The following is a 22,884-nucleotide window of genomic DNA, read 5'->3' on the forward strand; positions in this document are numbered from 1 at the left end:
GCCCCATCGACCGGGCGGATCAGCACCTCGACGCGCCCGCCGCAGCACTGGCCGATCTCGGGCCCGAGCGGAACGTCGAGCGTGGCGCAGACTTCGTCCACCTCGATCCGAGCCTCATCGGTGGCAGATCGCGATGGCGTCCGCCCGCCCAGCAGCTGCCGCGCCTTGTCGATCGCCATATATTCGAGCTGGCCGCCGCCGATCGTGCCGTAAATCGCCGAGGCCGAGACCAGCATGAAGGCGCCGGTCTCGCGCGGCGTCGAGCCCTTGGTTGCCGCGACCTCGACCAGCGCGGCCCGGCCGGCTTGGCCGAGAAAATCCTTCAGGCTTTGCACTGTCGAGTTCATCGTCTGCATTCCCGATACGGAAATATAGAGTTTTTCGCCCCGAATTGCACCTTTGGCCCAGTTCAAGCCGGTCTTGCGGCTTTCAGCCGTTCGATCGCCATCAGCACCCGCTCTGGCGTCGCCGGCGCGTCGAGGCGCGGGCAGATCCTGTGGTCGGCGACGCTCGCCACCGCGTCCGACAGCGCGTGCAGCACCGACATGCCGAGCGGGAAGGGCGGTTCGCCGACCGCCTTGGAGCGATGCACGGTCGGCTCGTACGCCTCCGGCCAGTCGGCCAGCGTGACGTTGAAGATCTTCGGCCGGTCCGACGCCAGCGGGATCTTGTAGGTCGACGGCGCATGGGTGCGCAGCCGCCCTTTTTCGTCCCACCAAAGTTCCTCGGTGGTCAGCCAGCCCATGCCCTGGATGAAGCCGCCCTCGATCTGGCCGAGGTCGATGGCGCGGTTCAGCGAGCGGCCGGTCTCGTGCAGGATGTCGGTGCGCTCGACCACATATTCGCCGGTCAGCGTGTCGACCGACACCTCCGAGCACGAGGCGCCATAGGCGAAGTAATAGAATGGCCGGCCTTCACCCTTGTCGCGGTTCCAGTGAATCTTCGGCGTCTTGTAGAAGCCCGCAGCCGAGAGCTGGATGCGCGCCATATAGGCCTGCTTGACGAGGTCGGCGAAGGCGATCTCCTGATTGCCGATGCGCACGCGGTTGGGCAGGAACAGCACCTGGTCGCGCGGCACCTGGTATTTTTCGGCGGCGAAGTTGGTCAGCCGGTCCTTGATCTGGCGGGCGCCGTTCTGCGCCGCCATGCCGTTGAGGTCGGAGCCGGACGACGCCGCGGTCGCCGACGTGTTCGGCACCTTGCCCGTGGTGGTGGCGGTGATCTTCACCTGGTCGAGGTCGATCTGGAACTCTTCCGCCACCACTTGCGCCACCTTGAGGTAGAGCCCTTGCCCCATCTCGGTGCCGCCATGGTTCAGATGCACCGAGCCGTCGGTGTAGACATGCACCAGCGCGCCCGCCTGATTGTAGTGTGTGGCGGTAAACGAGATGCCGAACTTGACCGGCGTCAGCGCTAGGCCGCGTTTGATGAAGCGGCTGTTGGCGTTGAAGGCGCTGATCTCGCGCCGGCGCCGCTCATAGTTCGAGCTCGCCTCCAGCTCGGCGATGATGCGGTGGATGATGTTGTCCTCGACCGTCTGGTGGTAAGGCGTGATGTTGCGGTCACTGGTGCCGTAGAAATTCTTCTTGCGGATCTCGAGCGGATCCTTGCCGAGGGCAAAGGCGACCTCGTCGATGACGCGCTCAGCGCCGACCATGCCTTGCGGCCCGCCGAAACCGCGGAAAGCGGTGTTCGACACCGTGTTGGTGTAAAGCGGCGCCGACTGCGCATGCACCGCCGGCCAGAAATAGGTGTTGTCGCAGTGGAACAGCGCGCGGTCGGTCACCGGGCCCGACAGGTCCGAGGAGAAGCCGCAGCGCGCCGCGAACATGAAGTCGACGCCGAGTATGTTGCCATCATCGTCGAAGCCGACCTCGTAGTCGATGAGGAAGTCGTGGCGCTTGCCGGTGGCGATCATGTCGTCGTCGCGGTCGGGCCTGATTTTCACCGCCCGGTGGTGCCGTTTCGCTGCGATTGCGGCGAGCGCGGCAAACTGGTTGCCCTGTGTTTCCTTGCCGCCGAAGCCGCCGCCCATGCGGCGGATTTCCACCGTGATGGCGTTGCTCGGCACCCCCAGCGCGTGGCTCACCATATGCTGGACTTCGCTCGGATGCTGGGTCGAGGAATAGATGGTGACGTCCTCGTCTTCGCCGGGGATGGCCATGGCGATGTGGCCTTCCAGGTAGAAATGCTCCTGGCCGCCGACGCGCATCTTTCCGTTGAGCTTGCGCGGCGCCGCCTTGATCGCCGCCGCCGCGTCGCCGCGCCTTAGCGTCAGCGGTGGCGTGACGAGCTTGTCCTTCCTTGGGTTTAGCTCGCCGATGTCGGTGACGAAGGGCAATTGCTTGTATTCGACCTTGGCCAGCCGGGTGGCGCGGCGCGCCTGTTCGCGCGTCTCGGCGATGACGCAGAAGATCGGCTGGCCGTAGAACTCGACCTTGCCGTCCGCCAGCACCGGTTCGTCATGGCGGCCGGTCGGCGAGATGTCGTTCTCGCCGGGCACATCCTTTGCCGTCAGCACGTCGACGACGCCGGGCGCCGCGCGCACCGCCGAAAGGTCCATCCTGGTGATGGTGGCATGCGTTGCCGCCGAAAGGCCGAGGCAGCCATGCAGGGTGCCGGCCGGCTCCGGCATGTCGTCGATATAGACCGCCGTGCCGCTGACATGCTTGTGCGCCGAATCGTGGCGCTGATCGCTGGCGACGCCGCCCTTGATCTTCTGCGCCTTCAGGTTGGGGACGTGCTTGGTCATCAGGCGGCCTCGTAGCGTGAGACCTGGAGCGGCGCCCTGGTGCCGGTGGTCTCGACAAAGAAGCGCAGCAGAAGGTTCTTCGCCGCCAGCGCCCGATATTCGGCGCTTGCCCGCATGTCGGTCAGCGGCGTGAAATCGCTGGCGTATTCGGCCATCGCGGTCTCCACGGTTTCCTCCGTCCAGGCCTTGCCGAGCAGCGCCTTCTCGACGGCAAAAGCCCGCTTCGGCGTCGCCGCCATGCCGCCATAGGCGATGCGGATGTCGGTGACGGTGCCGTCCTTGGTCAGGGCGAGATGGAACGCGCCGAGGGCGGCGGTGATGTCCTCGTCGCGGCGCTTGGTGATCTTGTAGACGGCAAACTTTGTCGCCTTGGCCGGCACCGGCACATGCACGGCCTCGACGAATTCGCCCGGCCGCCGGTCCTGCTTGCCGTAGGCGATGAAGAAGGTCTCGAGCGGGATGGTGCGCCGCTTGTTGCCGCGCCGCAGCGTCAGCCGCGCGCCGAGCGCGATCAGCGGCGGCGGCGTGTCGCCGATCGGCGAGCCATTGGCGATGTTGCCGCCGATCGTGCCCATGTTGCGCACCTGCTCGCCGCCGATACGGTCGAACAGCGGACCGAGCGCCGGTATCCGCTTCGACAGCATCGCGAAGGCGTCCGAGTAGGTAACGCCGGCGCCGATCGAGATCACGCCCTTGTCCTCGGATATCGCGCACAGCCCGTCGAGATTGCCGATGAAGACCGCCGGCGCGATCTCGCGCATATGCTTGGTCACCCAGAGGCCGACATCGGTGGAGCCGGCGACCAGTGTCGCACTCGGCTCCTTGTCGAGCAGCTTGGCCAGATCGTCCGCATTGGCCGGCACGATCAGCCGCGCCTTGCCCGAGCCGATCTTGACGCGCGCGCCGTCCTTCATCGCCGCGAGCCTTGCCGTGATCGCCTTGCGCTCCGCCGCCAGCGGGTCCTTCGCCGCCTTGCCGTAGCTGGAGATGGCACGCGCCGCGCGCATGATCGCCTCATAGCCGGTGCAGCGGCAGAGATTGCCCTGCAGCGCCTTCTCGATCGCCGCGTCCGACGGGTCGGGCGAGCGCATCCACAGCGCGTAGAGCGACATGACGAAGCCTGGCGTGCAGAAGCCGCATTGCGAGCCGTGGAAGTCGACCATCGCCTGCTGCACCGGATGCAATTTTTCGCCGTCGCCGCGCAAATGCTCCACGGTCACGACGTGCGTGCCGTCGAGCGAGCCGAGGAAGCGGATGCAGGCGTTGACGCCTTCATAGATCAGCTTGCCGGCCGAAAGCCTTCCGACCAGCACCGTGCAGGCGCCACAGTCGCCCTCGGCGCAGCCTTCCTTGGTGCCGCGCAGCGTCCGATTGAGCCGCAGCCAGTCGAGCAGTGTCGCATCGGGCGCGACATCGACCAGCGCGACATCCTCGCCATTGAGAATGAAGCGGATTTCGTTTCGGGTCTTGACCTTGGCCATGTCTCAGCTCCCCCGATAGGTCGAATAGCCATAGGGCGAGATCAGCAGCGGCACATGGTAGTGGCGTTCTTCCGCCATGCCGAAGCGGATCGGCACGATGTCGAGGAAGGCCGGCTCGGGCAGGCTCGTCCCTTGCCCGCGCAGATAGTCGCCGGCGGCGAACACCAGCTCGTATTCGCCGGTGCGGAAGTCCGCGCCGACAAGCAGCGGCGCATCGCAGCGGCCGTCATCATTGGTGACCACCGTCTTCAGATGCGTGCGCGCCTGGCGCTCGATACGGAAAAGCTCGATCGACAGGCCCTTGGCCGGCCTGCCGGTGGCAGTATCCAGCACATGGGTCGTCAGGCGCCCGCCATCGGCTTTCGACGTTTCTGCCACTGCCGTCTCCCATTTCCAGTACGGCCGATTGGCCGGTACAGTCGAACGTCTTCTGGTCAATTGTGCGCCAATTAAAGGCGATGCATAAGTCCCGGTCGAGCGGAGCGCGACAAAAAGCACTTTCAAAAATTTTCGGGGGAATGCACGAGCACTCCTTTCGATATCTTCATCTCAACAGTCGGGCAGGAGTGACGATGCGTTACGAACGGGACATGCGCGGTTACGGGGCCAATCCGCCGGACCCGAAATGGCCTGGCGGCGCGCATGTCGCGGTGCAGTTCGTCGTCAATTACGAGGAAGGCGGCGAGAACTGCGTGCTGCACGGCGACAAGGCTTCGGAAGCCTTCCTGTCGGAGATCGTCGGCGCTGCCCCCTGGCTCGGCCAGCGCCACTGGAATATGGAATCGATCTACGAATATGGCGCCCGCGCCGGCTTCTGGAGGCTCCACCGCCTGTTCACTGAAGCTCTAGTGCCGGTGACCTGCTACGGCGTCGCCACGGCGCTGGCGCGCTCGCCCGACCAGGTGGCGGCCATGCAGCAGGCCGGCTGGGAGATCGCCTCGCACGGGCTGAAATGGATCGACTACCGCGATCATTCGCCCGAGGACGAGAAGCGAGACCTCGAAGAGGCGATCCGGCTGCATTACGAGGTGACCGGCGCTCGGCCGACCGGCTGGTACACCGGCCGCACCTCGATCAATACGGTGCGGCTGGTCGCCGAGGAGGGCGGCTTCGACTACGTCTCCGATACCTATGACGACGAGTTGCCCTACTGGTTCGATCGCGGCGGGGTGGACAAACCGCAGCTCGTCATCCCCTACACGCTCGACGCCAATGACATGCGCTTCGCCACGCCTCAAGGCTTCAACTCCGGCGACCAGTTCTTCGCTTATCTGAAGGACAGTTTCGACACGCTCTATGCCGAGGGCAAGGCCGGCCGGCCGCGTATGATGAACATCGGACTGCATTGCCGGCTGGTCGGCCGGCCGGGTCGCGTCGCGGCGCTCAAGCGCTTCGTTGATTATGTGAAATCGCACGACCGGGTCTGGCTGGCGCGGCGCATCGACATCGCCAGCCACTGGCGCGAGACGCATCCTTACCAGGCGCCGGCGCTGCGTCCGTCGAGGATGGAGTTCGAGGCCTTCGTCCATGCCTTCGGCAGCGTGTTCGAGCATTCGCCATGGGTCGCCGAGCGCGCCTATGAGCTGGAACTCGGCCCGGCGCATGACAGCGCCAGCGGCGTGCACAATGCGCTCTGCCGCGTCTTCCGCGCCGCAACCGAGGCTGAGCGGCTGTCCGTGCTCAACGCCCATCCCGACCTTGCCGGCAAGCTGGCGAAGGCCAGGCGGCTGACGGCGGAATCGGCCAGGGAGCAGGCCTCCGCCGGGCTCGACGCGCTGACCGACAAGGAACGCGAGCTGTTCTCCAAGCTCAACGCCGCCTACGTCACCACTTTCGGCTTCCCCTTCATCATCGCGGTCAAGGGCAAGAGCAAGGACCATATCCTGGCGGAGTTCGAGCGGCGCATCGGCAACAGCCGCGCCACCGAGTTCGAAACCGCCTGCAAACAGGTCGAGCGCATCGCGCTGCTTCGGCTGAAAGACATGCTGCCGCTCTAAGTGTTTGGTTTTACGCAACTCCGGACGAAAGACCGTCACACACTGGATTTGCTCTGAGGATCAGGACTATGGACATGATCAAGACGCCCGAGCGCACCTACTACGCACCGCATGGCGGCCATCCCGGCCAGAGCGAACTGCTCACCGGTCGCGCCGTCTTCACCGAGGCCTACGCCGTCATCCCCAAGGGCGTGATGCAGGACATCGTCACCAGCGCGCTGCCGTTCTGGGACAAGACCAGGGTCTGGATCATCGCGCGGCCGCTGTCGGGCTTCGCCGAGACCTTCTCGCAATACATCGTCGAGGTCGAGCCCGGTGGCGGCAGCGAGCGGCCGGAGCCGGATGCCGGCGCCGAGGGCGTGCTGTTCGTCGTCGAGGGCGAGCTCAGTGTTTCGCTTGCCGGCGAGAAGCATGCGCTTCGCCCAGGCGGCTTTGCCTTCCTGCCGCCGGCCAGTGGCTGGACGGTGCGCAACGAAAGCGCTGCCGCCGTCCGCTTCCACTGGGTGCGCAAGGCCTATGAGGCGGTGGATGGCCTCGACACGCCGCCGGCCTTCTTCGCCAACGAGCAGGACATCGCGCCGAGCCCGATGCCCGGCACGGAAGGCCGCTGGGCGACGACGCGCTTCGTCGACCCCGCCGACCTGCGCCATGACATGCATGTCACCATCGTCACCCTGGAGCCGGGCGCGGTCATCCCCTTCGCCGAGACGCATGTGATGGAGCATGGGCTCTATGTGCTCGAAGGCAAAGCGGTCTACCGCCTCAACCAGGACTGGGTGGAGGTCGAGGCCGGCGACTTCATGTGGCTGCGCGCGTTTTGCCCGCAGGCCTGCTATGCCGGCGGCCCGGGCAATTTCCGCTATTTGCTCTACAAGGACGTCAATCGGCACGCCAAGCTCGGCGGCGCCGGCATAGCGGGGCGGGCGCGGTGACCCGCATCGTTGCCCGGCCGCTGACGCGCGAAAACTTCGCCCCGTTCGGCGACGTCATCGACATGGGCGGCGCCAATCACTACCCGATCAACGGCGGCAAGGCCGAGCGCTACCATGATCTCGCCACCGCGGAGGCGACTGGGCCCAATGCGCGCGTGCTGATCTCCATGGTGCGCGGCACGCCCTATGAGATGCCGCTCAAGCTGACCATGGTCGAGCGCCATCCCTTCGGCAGCCAGGCGTTCATTCCGCTGTCTCCAAGGCCATTCCTGGTCGTCGTCTGTCATGACGGCAAGGATGGCCCAGGCGAGCCGCACGCCTTCATCACCATGCCCGGCCAGGGCATCAACTACCGCCGCAACCTCTGGCACGGCGTGCTGACGCCGATCGGCGAGGCGCAGGACTTCCTGATCGTCGACCGCGGCGGCGACGGCTCCAACCTCGAGGAGTGCCATTTCTCGCACTCTTACGAGATCCACCTTCCCTGAACGCCCGAGATTACCCGTCATGACCGACATTTCACTGATCGACCGCCTGCTTGACGTCATCGAGCACGACATCGTGCCGAAGACGGCCGAGGGCGTTGCGCATGGCAACAAGCTGTTCGGCGCCGCGATCCTGAGGAAGGATGACCGCTCGCTGGTGCTGGCCGAGACCAACAACGAGATCGAAAACCCGCTTTGGCACGGCGAAGTGCATTGCCTGAAGCGGTTTTACGAAATGCCGAAGGCCGAGCGCGTCGACACCAGCGACGCGATCTTTCTCGCCACGCACGAACCCTGCTCGCTCTGCCTGTCGGCCATCACCTGGACCGGCTTCGACAATTTCTACTACCTCTTCAGCCACGAAGATTCGCGCGACAGCTTCGCCATTCCGCACGACCTCAAGATACTGAAGGAGGTCTTCACCCTCGATCCCGGCGGCTACAATGCCGAGAACGCCTATTGGAAGAGCTTTTCCATCCGCCGGCTGGCGCGGGCGCTGCCGGAGGCCGAGCGCCAGCGGCTGGAAGCGCGCATCGGCAAGATTTCCGCACGCTACGACGAGCTGTCCGGCGCCTATCAGGAAAGCAAGGCAGACAACGACATTCCGTTGAACTGACGCGGATTGACCAGCCGATTTCGCCGGCTGGCCCATGACGCGGCGGCGCCGGCTCCATCATGTGCTCGCCCATGAAAATCGTCACCGAGTTCCCCCGCAAAGTCGTCGAATTTCCGGTAATGGGCATCGTCATGCCGGACGGCTGCCGGCTGTCGGCGCGGATATGGATGCCTGAGGATGCGGGCAACGATCCAGTGCCGGCCATTCTCGAGCACCTGCCCTACCGCAAGCGCGACGGCACGATCTTTCGCGATCAACTGACGCATCCTTATTTCGCCGGCCACGGCTATGCCTCGATCCGTGTCGACATGCGCGGCAACGGCGATTCCGAAGGGCTGATGGACGACGAATATTCCGAGCAGGAATTGCAGGACGCTTGCGACGTCATTGCCTGGGCCGCGTCGCAGCCGTGGTGCAACGGCAATGTCGGCATGATGGGCATTTCCTGGGGCGGCTTCAACTGCCTGCAGGTGGCGGCCAAGCAGCCGCCGGCGCTGAAGGCGGTGATCAGCCTTTGCTCGACCGTCGACCGCTATGCCGACGACATCCATTACAAGGGCGGCTGCCTGCTGATCGAAAATTTCGGCTGGGCCTCGACGATGCTGTCCTATTCGTCGCGGCCGCCGGACCCGCATTTCGTCGGCAACAACCGGTGGCGTGCCCTTTGGCAGACCCGATTGGAGAACCAACCGTTTCTGGCGCCGCTGTGGCTCAGCCACCAGCACCGCGACGCCTACTGGAAGCGCGGCTCTATCTGCGAGGATTTTTCCGCAGTCAAAGCTGCCGTGCTGTCGATCGGCGGCTGGCATGACGGCTACCGCAACACCATCTCGCACCTCGTCGCTAACATAAGGGCGCCGGTCAAGGGTATCGTCGGCCCCTGGATCCACAAATACCCGCATTACGCCGCGCCCAACCCAGCCATCGGTTTCCTGCAGGAGGCACTGCGCTGGTGGGACCGCTGGCTGAAGGGCGCCGAGACCGGCGTCGACACCGACCCAGCCTATCGCGCCTATGTGATGGACAGCGTGCGCCCGTCGCGCTGGCACCCTGAGCGGCCAGGCCGCTGGGTGGCGGAGCAGGAATGGCCGTCGTCCAACGTCAAGGTAGAAGCGATCGAACTGATTGCGGAAGGCGCCAAGCCTGCCATCGTCGCCACGCCGCAAAGCTGCGGCCTTGCCGGCGGCGAATATTTCCCCTTCACCTTCGGGCCGGAACTGCCGGGCGACCAGCGCCCCGACGATGCGCTGTCGGTGTGTTTCGACCGGCCGGTGCTTGATCGGGCGATCGACATTGTCGGCGCGCCGGAGCTCCTGGTCAGGGTCGCCTCGGACCGGCCCCAGGCCAACATCGCTGTCAGGCTCTGTGACGTCCATCCCGATGGCGCCTCGGAACTGATCTCCTACGGCGTGCTCAACCTGACGCACCGCAAGTCGCATGAATTCCCTGAGGCGATTGTGCCGGGCGAGAGTGTCTCGGCCCGTGTCGTGCTCGACCAGTGCGCCTACCGGGTGCCGGCGGGACACCGGTTGCGGGTTGCCGTTTCGAACGCCTACTGGCCGATGATCTGGCCGTCGCCGGAGCCGGTCCGGCTCGACCTTTCGAAGGCGACGCTGAAGCTGCCGAGACGCCCGGTGGCAATAGGCGACGAGGTAAGCTTCCCTTCTCCGGAGGCAGCCTCACCCTGGGCGACTAAAATGATCCGTGCCGCCAATTCCGAGCGTCATGTCGACCGCGACGAGAAGACCGGGGTCGTCACGCTTTCCATCGTCGATGATTTCGGCGCGGTGCGCGATCTCGAGCACGACCTGGCCCATGGCAGCATCGCTCGCGAGACATGGGCGATCCATCCCGACGATCCGTCGTCAGCCTCGGGAAAAACCCATTGGACGCAGACCTTGTCGCGAAATGGATGGTCGGTTCGCACCGAAACCTTCACCGAGATGCGCTCTGACGCCCAAAACTTCGTGCTCAGCGCCAGAATCGAGGCCTATGAGGGCGAAAACCTCGTCTTCGAACGCGACTTCGAACAGAACGTTCCGCGCGCTCTCGTCTGAGGGCTGGCAGGATTGATCCAATTGCGACGCGCCATTTACGCCACGGCATGTCGCATTCGGTCTTGCTTACAGCTTTCCGTTGCGGTCATTATTCCCCTCACAAGAAACAAGAAAACGACCATCAGGTCGAACCACAGAGTGAGGAACTAAATCATGTCTAACGAACTGGACTACCTCAGCCGTCGTGTCGCCGCCGGCAAGCTCAGCCGTCGCGACTTTCTCGGCCGCGCCGCCGCGCTCGGCATCACCGCGCCCTTCGCCAACTCGCTGCTGTCGAGCGCCGCGCGCGCTGCCGGCCCGGTCAAAGGTGGCACGCTGAAGGCCGGCCTCGTCGGCGGTGAATCCACCAACAGCCTCGATCCGGCGCTGATGATGACGCAGGTGCCGTTCGCCTTCGGCAAGTGCTGGGGCGAAATGATCGTCGAGCTGTCGCCCGAGGGCAAGCTCGAGAACCGCATCGCCGAGGAGATCGGCTCGTCCGACGATGCCAAGGTCTGGACGCTGAAGATCCGCGACGGCGTCGAATTCCACAACGGCAAGACCGTGACCGCCGAGGACGTCGCCGCCACGCTCGAGCGCCATTCGGACGAGAAGTCGAAGTCCGGCGCGCTCGGCTACATGAAGGGCATTGAGAGCATCAAGGCCAGCGGCAAGGAAGTGGTGCTGACGCTGAAGGAGGCCAATGCCGACCTTCCCTACCTGCTCAGCGACTATCACCTCATCGTCCAGCCGAACGGCGGCAAGGACAAGCCCGATGCCGGCATCGGCGCCGGCCCGTACAAGATCGTGACCAACGAGCCCGGCGTGCGCCATGTCGGCGAGCGCTTCGCCAATTACTGGCAGGGCGACAAGATGGGTCATGCCGACCAGATCGAAGTGGTCGTCATCAACGACGCGACGGCGCGCACCGCGGCCCTGCAGGGTGGCCAGGTCAACATGATCAACCGCGTCGAGCCGAAGATCGTCGACCTGATCAAGCGCGTGCCCGGCGTCACCATCCGCAACCATGCGGGCCCCGGCCACTACGTGTTCATCATGCATTGCAACACGGCGCCGTTCGACAACAACGACCTCAGGATGGCGCTGAAGCTGGCGATCGACCGCGAGGAGATGCTGAACAAGGTGCTGCGCGGCTACGGCTCGCTCGGCAACGACTTCCCGATCAACGCGTCCTACCCGCTGTTCACCGAGATCGAGCAGCGCAAGTACGATCCGGACAAGGCCAAGTTCCACTACAAGAAGTCCGGCCACGATGGTTCGGTCCTGCTCAGGACCTCCGATGTGGCTTTCCCCGGCGCCGTCGATGCAGCGCAGCTCTACCAGCAGAGCGCGGCCAAGGCCGGCATCAAGCTCGAGATCAAGCGCGAGCCGGGCGACGGCTACTGGAACGAGGTCTGGAACAAGCAGCCCTTCTGCGCCTCCTACTGGGGCGGACGCTCGACCCAGGACCAGATGTACTCGACCGCCTATCTGTCGACGGCCGACTGGAACGACACGCGCTTCAAGCGTCCGGACTTCGACAAGATGGTGCTGGCCGCGCGCGCCGAGCTCGACGAAGCCAAGCGCAAGGCGATGTACCATGACATGGCCGTCATGGTGCGCGACGAAGGCGGCCTGATCCTGCCGATGTTCAATCAGTTCATCGACGCCACGGGTGCTAAGGTCGGCGGCTGGGTCGACGATCCGCATCAGGAACTGATGAACGGTTACGCTTTGGCGAAATGCTGGCTCGAAGCTTGAGCCTGGCCTTGCGGAGATGTCCTCACCCATCGTGAAACTGGTGGCCCAGCGCGTTGCGCTGGGCATCCTCCTTTTGTTGGCCGTTTCGGTCCTGATCTTCGCCGGCACCCAGATCCTGCCCGGCGACGTCGCGCAAGCCATTCTCGGACAATCGGCGACGCCGGAGTCGCTCGCCAATCTGCGCGAGCAGCTCGGGCTGAACCAGCCTGCCTATCTCCGCTACTTCCACTGGCTGGGCGGCGTGCTCACCGGCGATCTCGGCACCGCCATGTCGAGCGGGCAGGACATCGCGACGTCGATCAAGGACCGGCTGTGGAACACGCTGTTCCTTGCCTTCTGGGCGGCGATCGTCGCCGTGCCGCTGGCGATCATCCTCGGCCTGATCGCGGTGCGCTATCGCAATGGTTGGGTCGACAAGCTGATCTCCGGCGTGGCGCTCGCCTCGACCTCGTTCCCGGAGTTCTTCATCGGCTATCTGCTCGTCTTTTACTTCGCCGTGCAGCACCAATGGTTCCCGGCCATTTCCACCGTCTATGAGGGCATGTCCTTCGGCGAGCGCATGCAGGCGATTGCGTTGCCGGCCGCGGCGCTGACGCTGGTGGTGCTGGCCCACATGATGCGCATGACGCGTGCGGCGATCCTCAACGTCATGCAGTCGGCCTATGTCGAGACGGCCGAGCTGAAGGGTCTGTCGGCTTTCGCCGTCATCCGCAAGCATGCCTTCCCGAACGCCATCGCGCCGATCATCAACGTCGTCATGCTTAACCTCGCCTACCTCGTCGTCGGCGTCGTGGTGGTCGAGGTGATCTTCGTCTATCCCGGCATGGGTCAGTACCTGGTCGACCATGTCACCAAGCGCGACGTGCCTGTCGTACAGGCGGTCGGCCTCATCTTCGCCGCCGTCTACATCAGCCTCAACATTATCGCGGACATTGCGGCGATTGTCGCCAATCCGCGGCTCAGACATCCGAAGTGAGGGGGCGGGCATGCAGACCCTGAGACGCATTCCCATCCCCTCGCTGATCGGCCTGGTGCTGACGGCGTTGTTCGTGCTGGCGGCGATCCTCGCGCCCTGGATCGCGCCGCATGGCAATGCCGAGATCGTCGGCGACGTCTGGGAACCGATGTCGTCGGCGCATTGGCTGGGCACCGACAATCTCGGCCGCGATCTTCTCTCGCGCATGATCTACGGCGCCCGCATCAGCCTCTTCATAGCCGTGCTGGCGACAGCGCTGTCCTTCTCGCTCGGCGCCATACTTGGCTTCTCGGCGGCGGTGTTCGGCGGCTGGTACGACACGCTGCTGTCGCGCCTCGTCGACCTGCTGATGTCGATCCCGACGCTGATCATGGGCCTTGTCGTGCTTTCGGTGCTGCCCACCAACCTGGTGACGCTGATCCTGGTGATGGGGGTTCTCGACTCCACCCGCGTCTATCGCCTGTCGCGCGCCGTCGCCGTCGACATCAACGTCATGGACTATGTCGAGGCCGCCAAATTACGCGGCGAAGGCAGCGGCTGGATCATCTTTCGCGAGATCCTGCCCAATGCGCTGTCGCCGCTGGTCTCGGAACTCGGCCTGCGTTTCATCTATGCGGTGCTGTTCCTGTCGACGCTCTCCTTCCTCGGTCTCGGCGTCCAGCCGCCGGATGCCGACTGGGGCGGCATGGTGAAGGAAAACAAGGACGGCATCGTCTTCGGCATCGCGGCGGCGCTGATCCCGGCAGCGGCGATCGCGGCGCTTGCCATCTCCGTCAACCTCGTCGCCGACTGGGTGCTCAACCGCACGGCAAGCCTGAAGGGAGGGCGCGGGTGATGGCCGACACCAAAGCGAAGTCCGGTCTGCTGCTCGACATCCGCAATCTGCGCATCGAAGCGACCGTCTATCCGCCCGGCGAGCAACCGAAGACCATCACCCTGGTGCACGACGTCTCGCTGACGCTGGAAAAGGGCAAGGTGCTCGGCCTGATCGGCGAGTCCGGCGCCGGCAAGTCGACCATCGGCCTGTCGTCGATGGGCTATGGCCGCGGCGGCGTGCGCATCACCGGCGGCGAGGTCATCCTCAACGGCCGCGACATCCTGAAGGGCGGCAAGGAAGGCTTCCGCAAGCTGCGCGGCCGCGAGGTCTGCTATGTCGCGCAGTCGGCGGCCGCCGCCTTCAATCCCGCCCACCGGCTGATGGACCAGGTGGTGGAAGCAGCGCTTCTGCACGGAACGGCAACGCGGGCCGAGGCCGAGAAACGCGCCGTCGCGCTGTTCAAGAAGCTCAGCCTGCCCAACCCGGAAACCATTGGCGAACGCTTTCCCCACCAGGTCTCCGGTGGCCAGCTGCAGCGCGTCATGACGGCGATGGCGCTGTGCTCCGAGCCGGACCTGATCGTCTTCGACGAGCCGACCACCGCCCTCGACGTGACGACGCAGATCGACGTGCTGGCGGCGATCAAGGACGCCATCCGCGACACCCATGTCGCGGCGCTCTACATCACCCATGACCTTGCCGTCGTCGCCCAGGTGTCGGACGAGATCATGGTGCTGCGCCACGGCCGGCTGGTCGAATGGGGCGGCACCCGCCAGATCATCAAGGAACCGCGCCAGGAATACACCAACGCGCTGGTGTCGGTGCACGAGATCGCGCACCAGGAGCAACAGCCCGGCACGACGCCGGTGCTGTCGGTGAAGAACGTGACCGCCGCCTATGGCCGCAGCCATATCAAGGTGTTGAAGAACGTTTCGGTCGACATTTTTCCCGGCCAGACGCTGGCCGTCGTCGGCGAATCCGGCTCGGGCAAGTCGACGCTGGCGCGCGCCATCACCGGTCTGTTGCCGCCCGAGCAGGGCGGCGTCGTCTTCGATGGCCGCACGCTCGGCAACAAGCTCGCCGATCGGCCGAAAGAGGACCTGCGCCAGCTGCAGATGATCTATCAGATGGCCGACGTGGCGATGAATCCGCGCCAGACCGTCGGCACCATCATCGGCCGGCCGCTCGAATTCTATTTCGGCATACGCGGCAGCGAGCGCGACCGGCGCGTCGCCGAGCTGCTCGACAAGATCGAGATGGGCAAGGGCTTCGTCGACCGCTACCCGGCGGAGCTCTCCGGCGGCCAGAAGCAGCGCGTCTGCATCGCCCGCTCGCTCGCCGCCAAGCCGAAGCTGATCATCTGCGACGAGGTGACGTCGGCGCTCGACCCGCTGGTGGCCCATGGTATCCTCGAGCTTCTGCTCGGACTGCAGAAGGAAGAGGGCGTCGCCTATCTGTTCATCACCCACGACCTCGCCACGGTGAAGTCGATCGCCGATTCGATCGCGGTGATGTATCGCGGCGAGGTGGTGCGCTACGGCGCCAAAAGCAAGGTGCTGTCGCCGCCCTTCGACGCCTACACCGATCTTTTGCTATCCTCCGTCCCCGAAATGGAGATCGGCTGGCTGGAGAAGGCGATCAAGGGCCGGCGCATGGCGAGCGCGGGCAACTAGGACGCTCCTCGCGCGTCTGGGACGCCCCAGACGCCGTCTCCCGCAAGACCGCATGGAGCCACCCGTGGCGCTCGCGACCAAGCTTCTGCTCATCATCCTTGACGGCGTGCCCTACCGGAACTGGCGCCGGCTGATGGGCAATCTCGAGGGCTGGGTTCAGTCGGGCGAGGCGCGGGTCTGGAAGATGCGCTCGGTGCTGCCGTCGACCTCGGCCTGCTGCTATGCCTCGATCCACACCGGGGTTGCGCCGCAGGTGCATGGCATCCTCTCCAACGAGAACCGGTTCAGGGTCCAGCAGCCGGACATCTTCTCCGAGGTCAGCAAGGCCAGCGGCAAGACGGGTGCCGTCACCCATTCCTATTGGTCGGAATTCTTCCGCTCCTGTCCGTTCGACCTCATCGAGGACATGGAATTCGACGAGCCGGGCGGGTCGATCACCCATGGCCGCTTCCACACCATGACCGGCTACAACGCCAGGAACCAGATGACGCCGAGCGATGTCGACCTGTTCGCGACGCTGACCATGCTGACCAGGCGCCACGGCATCGATTACGGCATCTTGCACACCTGCACGCTGGATTCGATGGGCCATCGCTTCGGCCATGACTGCCACGAGATGGACCATGCCGTCTATGCGATGGACGCGATGCTCGCCGCCTTCCTGCCGGTCTGGCGGCAAGCCGGCTACGAAGTGATCGTCACCGCCGACCATGGCCAGACCGACCGCGGCCATCATGGCGGCCACGACGACGAGATGCAGGATTTCGCCCTGTACTATTTCGGTCCGGGCAAGGGTCCCGAGCCAGACACGCTGCTGGACCAGTTGCAGCTGGCGCCGACGGTGCTGAAGCGCCTCGGCGTGCCAGTTCCGGCAACGATGAGGGCGAAGGCGTTTTTGGAGTGAAACGCGGCGTTGGCGCCCCCTCTCCCCGTCACTATACGGGGAGAGGGTAAGGGTGAGGGGCAGCGCCAACATCGACAATTGCCAACGCCGGCGCCGCCCCTCATCCGCCTGCCGGCACCTTCTCCCCGTATAGTGACGGGGAGAAGGCAGATACTCTGGCAACCTCCCCGCTCTTCGGTTAGCCTCCCGAAAATTCCTTGGCGGAAGGATGAACCTTTTTGGACCGATCGGCGACAGAGCTACGAGGAGCCAGGCGGCTCGACCGGCCATGACAGCGGCGATGGAGACCGATCGGGCGCTTGTCGACCGGGTCGCGAAGGGCGACCGGGCTGCCGTGCGGCTCCTGTTCATGCGTCACCACGCGCGGGTCTACCGTTTCGTGGTGCGCCAGACGGGATCGGAAATGATGGCCGACGATATCGCGAACGAGGTGTTCCTCGAGCTGTGGCGCCAGGCGCCCAGCTTCGAAGGACGCTCGGAAGTCTCGACATGGCTGCTCGGCATCGCCCGCTTCAAGGCGCTGTCCTCGCTGCGCAAGAAGAAGGAGGACTGGATCGACGACGATGACGCGGCCCAGGTCCCCGACAGCGCCGACACGCCGGAAGTCGTCACCATGAAGGAAGACAAGGGCGCCGCCCTGCGGCGCTTCATCGACGCCTTGCCGGAAGAACATCGCACGGTGATCGACCTTGCCTATTATCACGGACAGTCGGTGACCGAGATTGGCGAGGTGCTCGGCATTCCCGTCGCCACGGTCAAGACCAGAATGTTCTACGCCCGCAAGAAACTCGGTGAGGCCCTCAAGGCCGCCGGTTACGACAGGGGGTGGCCATGAGCGCCGCTGAAAAGATGTCGCGCCGCGACGAGATGGAAACGCTGCTGCCGTTCTACCTGAACGGCTCGCTGGAAGGCGCCGAGCTCGAAGCCGTCGAGGAATGGCTTGCGAGCGACCCGGCGGCGCTTGCCGCGCTCGGCGAGGCCGAGGCCGAATTCTCCGGCACCGCTGCCGCCAACGGGGCGATCCGCCCGCCGGCCGACGCGCTGAGCCGATTTGCCCGGACGCTCGACGCCGAGGCCGGTCCGGCGCGTGCGCCGGCCAGCCCGTCATGGCTCACGCAGGCCCTCAATCGCTTCTTGGCTGTGCCGGCCACTGTCGCCTGGGCGGCCGCAGCGGCGTTGCTGGCGCTGGTGGTGGTGCAATCCTTCGAGCAGCCCGGCGGCAAGGGCACTGATTTCGAGGTCGCCGGCACCGGGGACGAGCTGGCGAAGCTGCCGTTCGCTCTCGTCAAGTTCAAGCCGGAGGCGAAGATGTCCGACATCGCCGCCTTCCTCGATCAGAATGGGCTGAAGATATCAGGCGGGCCGACCGCCGCTGGCGTCTTCCATATTGCCTTGCCGGCCAAGACGAGCGCCGACTACGACAAGCTGCTTGGCCTTATTGCCGCCCAGCCCTTCGCGGATGCTGTGATTGAGGGAAGGAAACCGGTTGATGGCGGCTAGAGCAGTCATCGCATTCGCTGGATTTCTGCTGGCGGCGACGACAATCGCCGCCGCGCCCGTTTTTGCGCAGGGCAAGGACCAGCCGCCGGCGCAAACCGATTGTGCCGACCGGACAAACGCCGCCGGCGCCGACTGCGCCAAGGATGGCGGGACGTCCGGCACCGGGTCTGTCGGCGGCGGCGCCGTCTTTCTGCCGGCGCTGATCGTCGACCTGTTTCCCAATCCTCCCGGCGGTGCGGCGCCGCTGCCGACGCCCGACCCGCGCCGCGATCCGGCCAGTACTCTGCCGCCGCCGGCTCCGCCCGCGCCGCCCGTGCAGGCGCCGGCACTTGGCGGCCCGATCATTTCGCCGACCGACCTCATCGCCACCGAGCCGCAGCGCGCCATCGTCGGTGATTTCGTGCCCGACGAGGTGCTGGTGACGGTCGACGGCGATGCCGCTACCGTACAGCAGATCGCTGCTTCCTTCGGCCTCGAAGTGCGCTCCGAGCGCCAGTCGCGCCTGCTCGGCACCACGCTGGCGCGGTTCGGCATTCCCGACGGCCGTCCGGTCGGCGTCGTGCTGGCGCAGCTTGCCGCCGACGGCCGCACAAGACGGCGTGAGCCCAACCATGTCTATTCGCTGCAGCAGGCGGCCGGTATCGTCAACTATGCCTTCGATCGCATCGCGCTCGACGCCAAGGCGGCGAGCGGCGAGAATGTGCGCGTCGCCGTCATCGACACCGGAATCGACGACACCAACGCGGCGCTGTCGGGCGTCATCGCCGACCAGTTCGACGCCATGCCCAACGTGCCGGTCGAAAAGCGCGACCATGGCACCTCGATCGATGGCCTGATCGCCGGCGTCGGCGCGCTCAAAGGCATGGCGCCGGGGGCAAAGATCTACCATGCCCGTGCCTTCGAGGGTGGCAAGTCGACCATGGACGTCATCCTTTCGGCGCTCGACTGGGCGGCGGAGCAGGACGTGCGCATCATCAACATGAGCTTCGTCGGCCCGAAGAATGACCTGCTCGGCATTGCTTGCCGCAACGCTCGCTCGCTGGGCATCGTGCTGGTCGCCGCCGCCGGCAACAACGGGCCGAAAGCTCCCTATGGTTACCCGGCGGCCTTTGACGGTGTCATCGCCGTGACCGCCACCGATGCCAAGGACGGGTTGATGCCGCAGGCCAATCGCGGCGCCTATGTCTTCATCTCGGCCCCCGGCGTCGAGATGGTGGCGCCGAGCGGCGCCGGCTCCGACGTCGTCACCGGCACGTCCTTTGCCGCCGCGATCGTCAGCGGGGCCATCGCCAACCTGATCCATGTCGCGCCCGACCGTTCGGCCGACGAAATCGAGAAGGCGCTGGCCGATACCGCAAGGGATCTCGGCCCGAAGGGCAGGGACAATGACTTCGGCTACGGCCTGCTGGACACCAAGGCGGCGGAAGCTGTGAAGAAGGAATGAGCTTCAGTCGAGATGGATCGGGTGCCCAATCAACAAACTTGTCGCCAATGGCCTGGATTGGTGGCAGTGGAAGTCATTAACGGTCATTCGACAGCAGTTACAGAATGACCGAGATGGGACTGGAAGCAAACTGACCGTTTCTGGGGTCCGCGATAGCTCGATAGCCGCGAATGGCTGGCCTCGGTCCATGACAGTCTCGGCGGGCCCGAGAGGGCACTATGATCAGATTTCAGTTCCCTCGCGCCGCTGCACTGCGGGGTCGTATTGTGAGAGTCCCACGATGCTTCAGCTTCGGCCACCACGGGCCAATCGCGACAATTGCCCTATCGGAATGGGCAAATCGTGATGCGCACATTCTATCGATTGGTTGCCGTTATGATCGTGGTGTCCGGCTTGACCGGTTGCATCAGTGTTTCCTACTACGCGCAATCCGTGCAGGGTCATCTGCAGATCATGACGGCGCGCAGGGATGTCGGAAAACTGATCGAGGACCCTTCGACGCCGAAGGCATTGCGCGCCCGAATGGTATCGGCGAGCGCCATACGACAGTTTGCAACTGATGAACTGGCGCTGCCCGATAACAGCAGCTACCGCAGCTATGTCGACATCGGTCGGGACTCGGTGACCTATGCCGTCTTTGCCGCGCCGGAATTCTCGCTGACGCCACGAACATGGTGTTTTCCCGTTTTCGGCTGCGTCCCCTATCGAGGATATTTCTCCAAGAAGTCTGCGACTGAAACCGCCGTCGAACTTCAAGGACAGGGCATGGACGTCTTTGTGACCGGCATCACTGCCTATTCCACGCTTGGCTGGTCAAGTGACCCGCTGTTAAGCACGATGCTCAGCCAGGATGAGACATATCTTGCTGCGCTGGTTTTCCATGAACTGGCCCACCAGCGCGTCTACGTGCACGGCGATTCCGCATTCAGCGAGGCGTTCGCTGTCGCCGTCGAAACAACCGGGGTAAAAAAATGGCTGCGCGCCGCTGGCGCTACTGCGCAATTGCGCCGTTACGAAGCCGCTGAGAGGCGCAAAGCTGAATTTCTTACGCTTGTCTCCCAAACCCGGGACGAGCTAGGACAAATCTATGGCAACTCCGGCACCTCGGAGCAGAAGCGGGCCGCAAAGATGGCCGCGATTGAACGGCTGCGGACGCGCTACCGACACATGCGCGACAGGCGCTGGGGTCGATACCGGGGATACGATGCCTGGTTCGCCTCCCCAATCAACAACGCAAAGCTCGCCGCGACTTCCGTTTACAGTGATCGGGTGACCGCATTTCTCCGCCTGTTCGACTTGTGTTCGGGCAACTATGCACGGTTCTATGCGTCGGTTCGACGGATTGGCGTACTGGACGAACCTCATCGCGCCGAAACACTTGCGGCGGCAGATAGCTGCTATTGAGCCCGTCAATGTAAAGGCCGAAGCGTCTCCTTACGAAGTTCCTCGAGCGGCACGTGGCGAAGCTTGTCGGCGCCCCTCAGGAGTTTGACCCGACCGACCAGTCCAGGCCTTCTTTCGCCAAATGCCTTCGGCGCAGGAGCGCCGGCCCTATTGTCGCATCGTCGGAACGAATGCGATCAGCGGCTGTTTAGCCATCGAAGGGACCGCAACCAAGGATGTGGAATGTTTGACTTTCAGAACTTGGAACTTGCAATCGCGAGGCAACGCGTGAACCGGGCGGAACTCGCCCTTGAGCGTGCTGAGGAGATGCTCAACGAAGAGTGCGGCGTCGGTATCAACTTGGCGCTTTGCTGCCGGATCACGTCGGCGCGACGGCGTGTCCTTGATGCAAGAGCGCGCCTGATGAAGATCGATCGGACCAACCACCCACTGAGGGCGGCAGCCCGATGATAGCGACCTTTGACATCGAGACTGCCAAGCATAGCGCCACAAATCGTGCTGCTAGGCTCGCGCTGCTGACGCATCAGGTCGTGCATCATATCGAACTGACGGACGCCGCGGGAGAGAAGGTCGAGCAGGCGCTGGCGAGGCTTGCTGAGGCGAACGCTCGCGCGGACGGGCGCGCGCAGCCGTAAGGCGACATCATCCGGCTGGAAGTTCGCGCAGCGATGCGGCGAGTTGCGGCCGCTGTTTCGGTTCTTGCCGTTTGATATCAATATGATTGTGGCCGAGGTGGTTGGCGCCGGTCATGCCCGCTGCTGCGCCCCAACGAAGTTCGGCTCGTTGACCGATATCAGGCGCATAGCGGCAGTTCGGACTCCGTCGCTGCGAGCGATTGAGTTTTGATCCTAACCCGGCGCGCCCGCCACCGACCCCCGCACCACCAGATCGACCGGCCAGACCTCGCCGCGGGCGCCCTCCTCGAGTCCTGATATGCGCGCCGCCAGGCGCTCTGCGACGCGGGCGCCGGCGAGCCGGATCGACGAGCGCGTCGTCGACAGCGGCACGGGGAAATTCTCCGGCTTCAGCCACGGAAAGACATCGTCATGCGCGATCAAGGACAGGTCGCCCGGAATGGTCAGGCCGAGATCGCGCACCGCGCGCACCACGCCGAGCGACATGATCAGGCTGGAGCAGGCGATCGCCGTCGGCGGCTCGCTCTGTTCGAGCAGGCGCCTGGCGGCGCGGTAGCCGTTCTCCTCGGTCATGGTGAGCGAACAGATATGGCGCTCGCCAAGCACGAGGCCAGTCGTGGTGAGTGCCCGGCGCATGCCGCGCTCGCGATGGATGGCGAAGGTCTCACGGTCGTCGCCGTTGATCAGCGCCAGCCGCCTGTGGCCGAGCTGGACCAGCAGCCGCGCCGCCTCGTGGAAGGCGCCCTCGTTGTCGATGTCGAGGAAGGCATAGTCGAAGTCGAAGCCCTCGCTGCGGCCATGGACGATGAAGGGGATGCCGAGCGTGTTGAGCAGCGCCACCCGCCGATCGGCCGGCCGCGGCGAGGAGATGTAGACCGCGTCGACCTGCCGGTTGGCGACGATGCGCCGGTAGGTGGTCTCCTGGTCGTCGGCGTCCGCCGGCGACAGCACCAGGTCGAGCTCGTGCGAGCGGGCATAGTCGCCGAGGCCGGACAGGAACTCGACGAAGTGCGGATCGATGTCGACGGCGGCGCCGGTCGGCAGCACATAGCCGATCATCCCGGTCTTGCCGGTCGCCAGTCGGCGCGCGCTCGGATTGGGGCGGTAGCCATGTCGCTTGGCCGCGTCCATCACCCGCCGCCGCGTTTCCTCGTTGACCTCGGGATAGCCGTTCAGTGCCCGGCTCACCGTGGTCTGCGACAGCGCCAGCATGTGAGCGAGCTGTTTAAGATTCACCGGAGGCCTCCAAGCCTCAAAGCGCTTTTAATTTGAGTCAAAACGACAACCAACGCTGGTGACGTCGAACGCGCCGACCATAAGCATCGTTCAGATGGGTTTGAAGCAAAATTTACTGCTGCAGCGCCAAAAAAACGTGCTGCAGTGCACTTTCTGCGCACCTATTTGCAGAAATTAAATCGATTAGCTTTCTGCCCCCTCTTGACTTCCGGTTGATTCAATGGCGAGATCAAAA

The 22,884-nt window shown here is 64.6% G+C and carries 21 protein-coding genes; 16 read left to right on the forward strand and 5 right to left on the reverse strand.

Annotated elements, in window-relative coordinates; translation table 11 throughout:
• From EN745_RS06725 to uraH, 4 genes are all read right to left on the reverse strand, one after another.
• The coding region (locus EN745_RS06725) for an XdhC family protein (RefSeq protein WP_281034763.1) at positions 1-347 on the reverse strand (347 nt) is incomplete at its 3' end.
• 62 nt (positions 348-409) lie between these two features.
• Positions 410-2,752, reverse strand: coding sequence for a xanthine dehydrogenase molybdopterin binding subunit (gene xdhB / locus EN745_RS06730; RefSeq protein ID WP_127420836.1), 2,343 nt, complete (start codon positions 2,750-2,752; stop codon positions 410-412).
• Complete coding sequence (gene xdhA / locus EN745_RS06735) at positions 2,752-4,233, reverse strand: xanthine dehydrogenase small subunit (protein ID WP_127420837.1); 1,482 nt, start codon at positions 4,231-4,233, stop codon at positions 2,752-2,754. Before xdhA ends, xdhB begins: the two co-directional genes overlap by 1 nt.
• A 3-nt stretch (positions 4,234-4,236) precedes the next feature.
• Complete coding sequence (uraH, locus tag EN745_RS06740) at positions 4,237-4,611, reverse strand: hydroxyisourate hydrolase (protein ID WP_126056971.1); 375 nt, start codon at positions 4,609-4,611, stop codon at positions 4,237-4,239.
• A 194-nt stretch (positions 4,612-4,805) separates the two neighbouring features.
• On the opposite strand from uraH, the gene puuE reads away from it, so the two are divergent.
• The 16 genes from puuE (at position 4,806) to EN745_RS06820 (ending at position 21,413) form a co-directional block, all read left to right on the forward strand.
• Positions 4,806-6,230 carry an allantoinase PuuE gene (gene puuE, locus EN745_RS06745; RefSeq protein ID WP_126056970.1) on the forward strand — a complete coding sequence of 475 codons (1,425 nt, stop codon included), beginning with the start codon at positions 4,806-4,808 and terminating at the stop codon, positions 6,228-6,230.
• Positions 6,231-6,298: 68 nt separating this feature from the next.
• The gene (locus EN745_RS06750; protein WP_126056969.1) at positions 6,299-7,162 is read left to right on the forward strand and encodes a bifunctional allantoicase/(S)-ureidoglycine aminohydrolase; all 864 of its coding nucleotides are present in this window, start codon (positions 6,299-6,301) and stop codon (positions 7,160-7,162) included.
• Positions 7,159-7,650, forward strand: a complete 492-nt coding sequence (locus EN745_RS06755; RefSeq protein ID WP_126056968.1) for an ureidoglycolate lyase — start codon at positions 7,159-7,161, stop codon at positions 7,648-7,650. The genes EN745_RS06750 and EN745_RS06755 overlap by 4 nt, the downstream gene beginning before the upstream one ends.
• A 19-nt stretch (positions 7,651-7,669) precedes the next feature.
• On the forward strand, positions 7,670-8,263 hold the full coding sequence (locus EN745_RS06760) for a nucleoside deaminase (RefSeq protein ID WP_126056967.1): 594 nt from the start codon (positions 7,670-7,672) through the stop codon (positions 8,261-8,263).
• Between the two features lie 71 nt (positions 8,264-8,334).
• Complete coding sequence (locus tag EN745_RS06765) at positions 8,335-10,320, forward strand: CocE/NonD family hydrolase (protein WP_126056966.1); 1,986 nt, start codon at positions 8,335-8,337, stop codon at positions 10,318-10,320.
• A 153-nt stretch (positions 10,321-10,473) separates the two neighbouring features.
• On the forward strand, positions 10,474-12,060 hold the full coding sequence (locus EN745_RS06770) for an ABC transporter substrate-binding protein (RefSeq protein ID WP_126056965.1): 1,587 nt from the start codon (positions 10,474-10,476) through the stop codon (positions 12,058-12,060).
• 16 nt (positions 12,061-12,076) lie between these two features.
• On the forward strand, positions 12,077-13,036 hold the full coding sequence (locus EN745_RS06775; protein ID WP_126056964.1) for an ABC transporter permease: 960 nt from the start codon (positions 12,077-12,079) through the stop codon (positions 13,034-13,036).
• A 10-nt stretch (positions 13,037-13,046) separates the two neighbouring features.
• Positions 13,047-13,871 carry an ABC transporter permease gene (locus EN745_RS06780; RefSeq protein WP_127420838.1) on the forward strand — a complete coding sequence of 275 codons (825 nt, stop codon included), beginning with the start codon at positions 13,047-13,049 and terminating at the stop codon, positions 13,869-13,871.
• A complete protein-coding gene (locus tag EN745_RS06785; RefSeq protein ID WP_127420839.1) occupies positions 13,871-15,526 on the forward strand; it encodes an ABC transporter ATP-binding protein in 1,656 nt (551 codons plus the stop codon). The genes EN745_RS06780 and EN745_RS06785 overlap by 1 nt, the downstream gene beginning before the upstream one ends.
• Before the next feature lie 64 nt (positions 15,527-15,590).
• The gene (locus EN745_RS06790; protein WP_126056961.1) at positions 15,591-16,430 is read left to right on the forward strand and encodes an alkaline phosphatase family protein; all 840 of its coding nucleotides are present in this window, start codon (positions 15,591-15,593) and stop codon (positions 16,428-16,430) included.
• A gap of 268 nt (positions 16,431-16,698) precedes the next feature.
• The gene (locus EN745_RS06795) at positions 16,699-17,265 is read left to right on the forward strand and encodes a sigma-70 family RNA polymerase sigma factor (protein ID WP_126056959.1); all 567 of its coding nucleotides are present in this window, start codon (positions 16,699-16,701) and stop codon (positions 17,263-17,265) included.
• Positions 17,262-17,930 carry an anti-sigma factor gene (locus EN745_RS06800; RefSeq protein WP_127420840.1) on the forward strand — a complete coding sequence of 223 codons (669 nt, stop codon included), beginning with the start codon at positions 17,262-17,264 and terminating at the stop codon, positions 17,928-17,930. The genes EN745_RS06795 and EN745_RS06800 overlap by 4 nt, the downstream gene beginning before the upstream one ends.
• Positions 17,920-19,374: a S8 family serine peptidase gene (locus EN745_RS06805; protein WP_127420841.1), complete on the forward strand. Its 1,455-nt coding sequence runs from the start codon at positions 17,920-17,922 to the stop codon at positions 19,372-19,374. The genes EN745_RS06800 and EN745_RS06805 overlap by 11 nt, the downstream gene beginning before the upstream one ends.
• Before the next feature lie 345 nt (positions 19,375-19,719).
• Positions 19,720-20,778 carry an aminopeptidase gene (locus tag EN745_RS06810; protein WP_127420842.1) on the forward strand — a complete coding sequence of 353 codons (1,059 nt, stop codon included), beginning with the start codon at positions 19,720-19,722 and terminating at the stop codon, positions 20,776-20,778.
• 222 nt (positions 20,779-21,000) lie between these two features.
• Complete coding sequence (locus EN745_RS06815) at positions 21,001-21,228, forward strand: hypothetical protein (protein ID WP_126056955.1); 228 nt, start codon at positions 21,001-21,003, stop codon at positions 21,226-21,228.
• Positions 21,225-21,413 (forward strand): hypothetical protein, encoded by a 189-nt coding sequence (locus EN745_RS06820; protein ID WP_127420843.1) that lies wholly within the window; start codon positions 21,225-21,227, stop codon positions 21,411-21,413. The genes EN745_RS06815 and EN745_RS06820 overlap by 4 nt, the downstream gene beginning before the upstream one ends.
• Positions 21,414-21,626: 213 nt before the next feature.
• On the opposite strand, the gene EN745_RS06825 is transcribed toward EN745_RS06820, so the two are convergent.
• Complete coding sequence (locus EN745_RS06825; protein WP_126056953.1) at positions 21,627-22,649, reverse strand: substrate-binding domain-containing protein; 1,023 nt, start codon at positions 22,647-22,649, stop codon at positions 21,627-21,629.
• Positions 22,650-22,884: the final 235 nt, after the last annotated feature.

This window comes from Mesorhizobium sp. M4A.F.Ca.ET.022.05.2.1 (genome assembly GCF_003998845.1).
GTDB lineage: Bacteria > Pseudomonadota > Alphaproteobacteria > Rhizobiales > Rhizobiaceae > Mesorhizobium.

Coding starts and splice junctions, on each gene's coding strand:
- xdhB (WP_127420836.1), bottom strand. CDS start 2,752: ATGACCAAGCACGTCCCCAACCTGAAGGCGCAGAAGATCAAGGGCGGC.
- xdhA (WP_127420837.1), bottom strand. CDS start 4,233: ATGGCCAAGGTCAAGACCCGAAACGAAATCCGCTTCATTCTCAATGGC.
- puuE (WP_126056970.1), top strand. CDS start 4,806: ATGCGTTACGAACGGGACATGCGCGGTTACGGGGCCAATCCGCCGGAC.
- EN745_RS06750 (WP_126056969.1), top strand. CDS start 6,299: ATGGACATGATCAAGACGCCCGAGCGCACCTACTACGCACCGCATGGC.
- EN745_RS06760 (WP_126056967.1), top strand. CDS start 7,670: ATGACCGACATTTCACTGATCGACCGCCTGCTTGACGTCATCGAGCAC.
- EN745_RS06765 (WP_126056966.1), top strand. CDS start 8,335: ATGAAAATCGTCACCGAGTTCCCCCGCAAAGTCGTCGAATTTCCGGTA.
- EN745_RS06770 (WP_126056965.1), top strand. CDS start 10,474: ATGTCTAACGAACTGGACTACCTCAGCCGTCGTGTCGCCGCCGGCAAG.
- EN745_RS06775 (WP_126056964.1), top strand. CDS start 12,077: ATGTCCTCACCCATCGTGAAACTGGTGGCCCAGCGCGTTGCGCTGGGC.
- EN745_RS06780 (WP_127420838.1), top strand. CDS start 13,047: ATGCAGACCCTGAGACGCATTCCCATCCCCTCGCTGATCGGCCTGGTG.
- EN745_RS06785 (WP_127420839.1), top strand. CDS start 13,871: ATGGCCGACACCAAAGCGAAGTCCGGTCTGCTGCTCGACATCCGCAAT.
- EN745_RS06795 (WP_126056959.1), top strand. CDS start 16,699: ATGACAGCGGCGATGGAGACCGATCGGGCGCTTGTCGACCGGGTCGCG.
- EN745_RS06800 (WP_127420840.1), top strand. CDS start 17,262: ATGAGCGCCGCTGAAAAGATGTCGCGCCGCGACGAGATGGAAACGCTG.
- EN745_RS06805 (WP_127420841.1), top strand. CDS start 17,920: ATGGCGGCTAGAGCAGTCATCGCATTCGCTGGATTTCTGCTGGCGGCG.
- EN745_RS06810 (WP_127420842.1), top strand. CDS start 19,720: ATGCGCACATTCTATCGATTGGTTGCCGTTATGATCGTGGTGTCCGGC.
- EN745_RS06815 (WP_126056955.1), top strand. CDS start 21,001: ATGTTTGACTTTCAGAACTTGGAACTTGCAATCGCGAGGCAACGCGTG.
- EN745_RS06820 (WP_127420843.1), top strand. CDS start 21,225: ATGATAGCGACCTTTGACATCGAGACTGCCAAGCATAGCGCCACAAAT.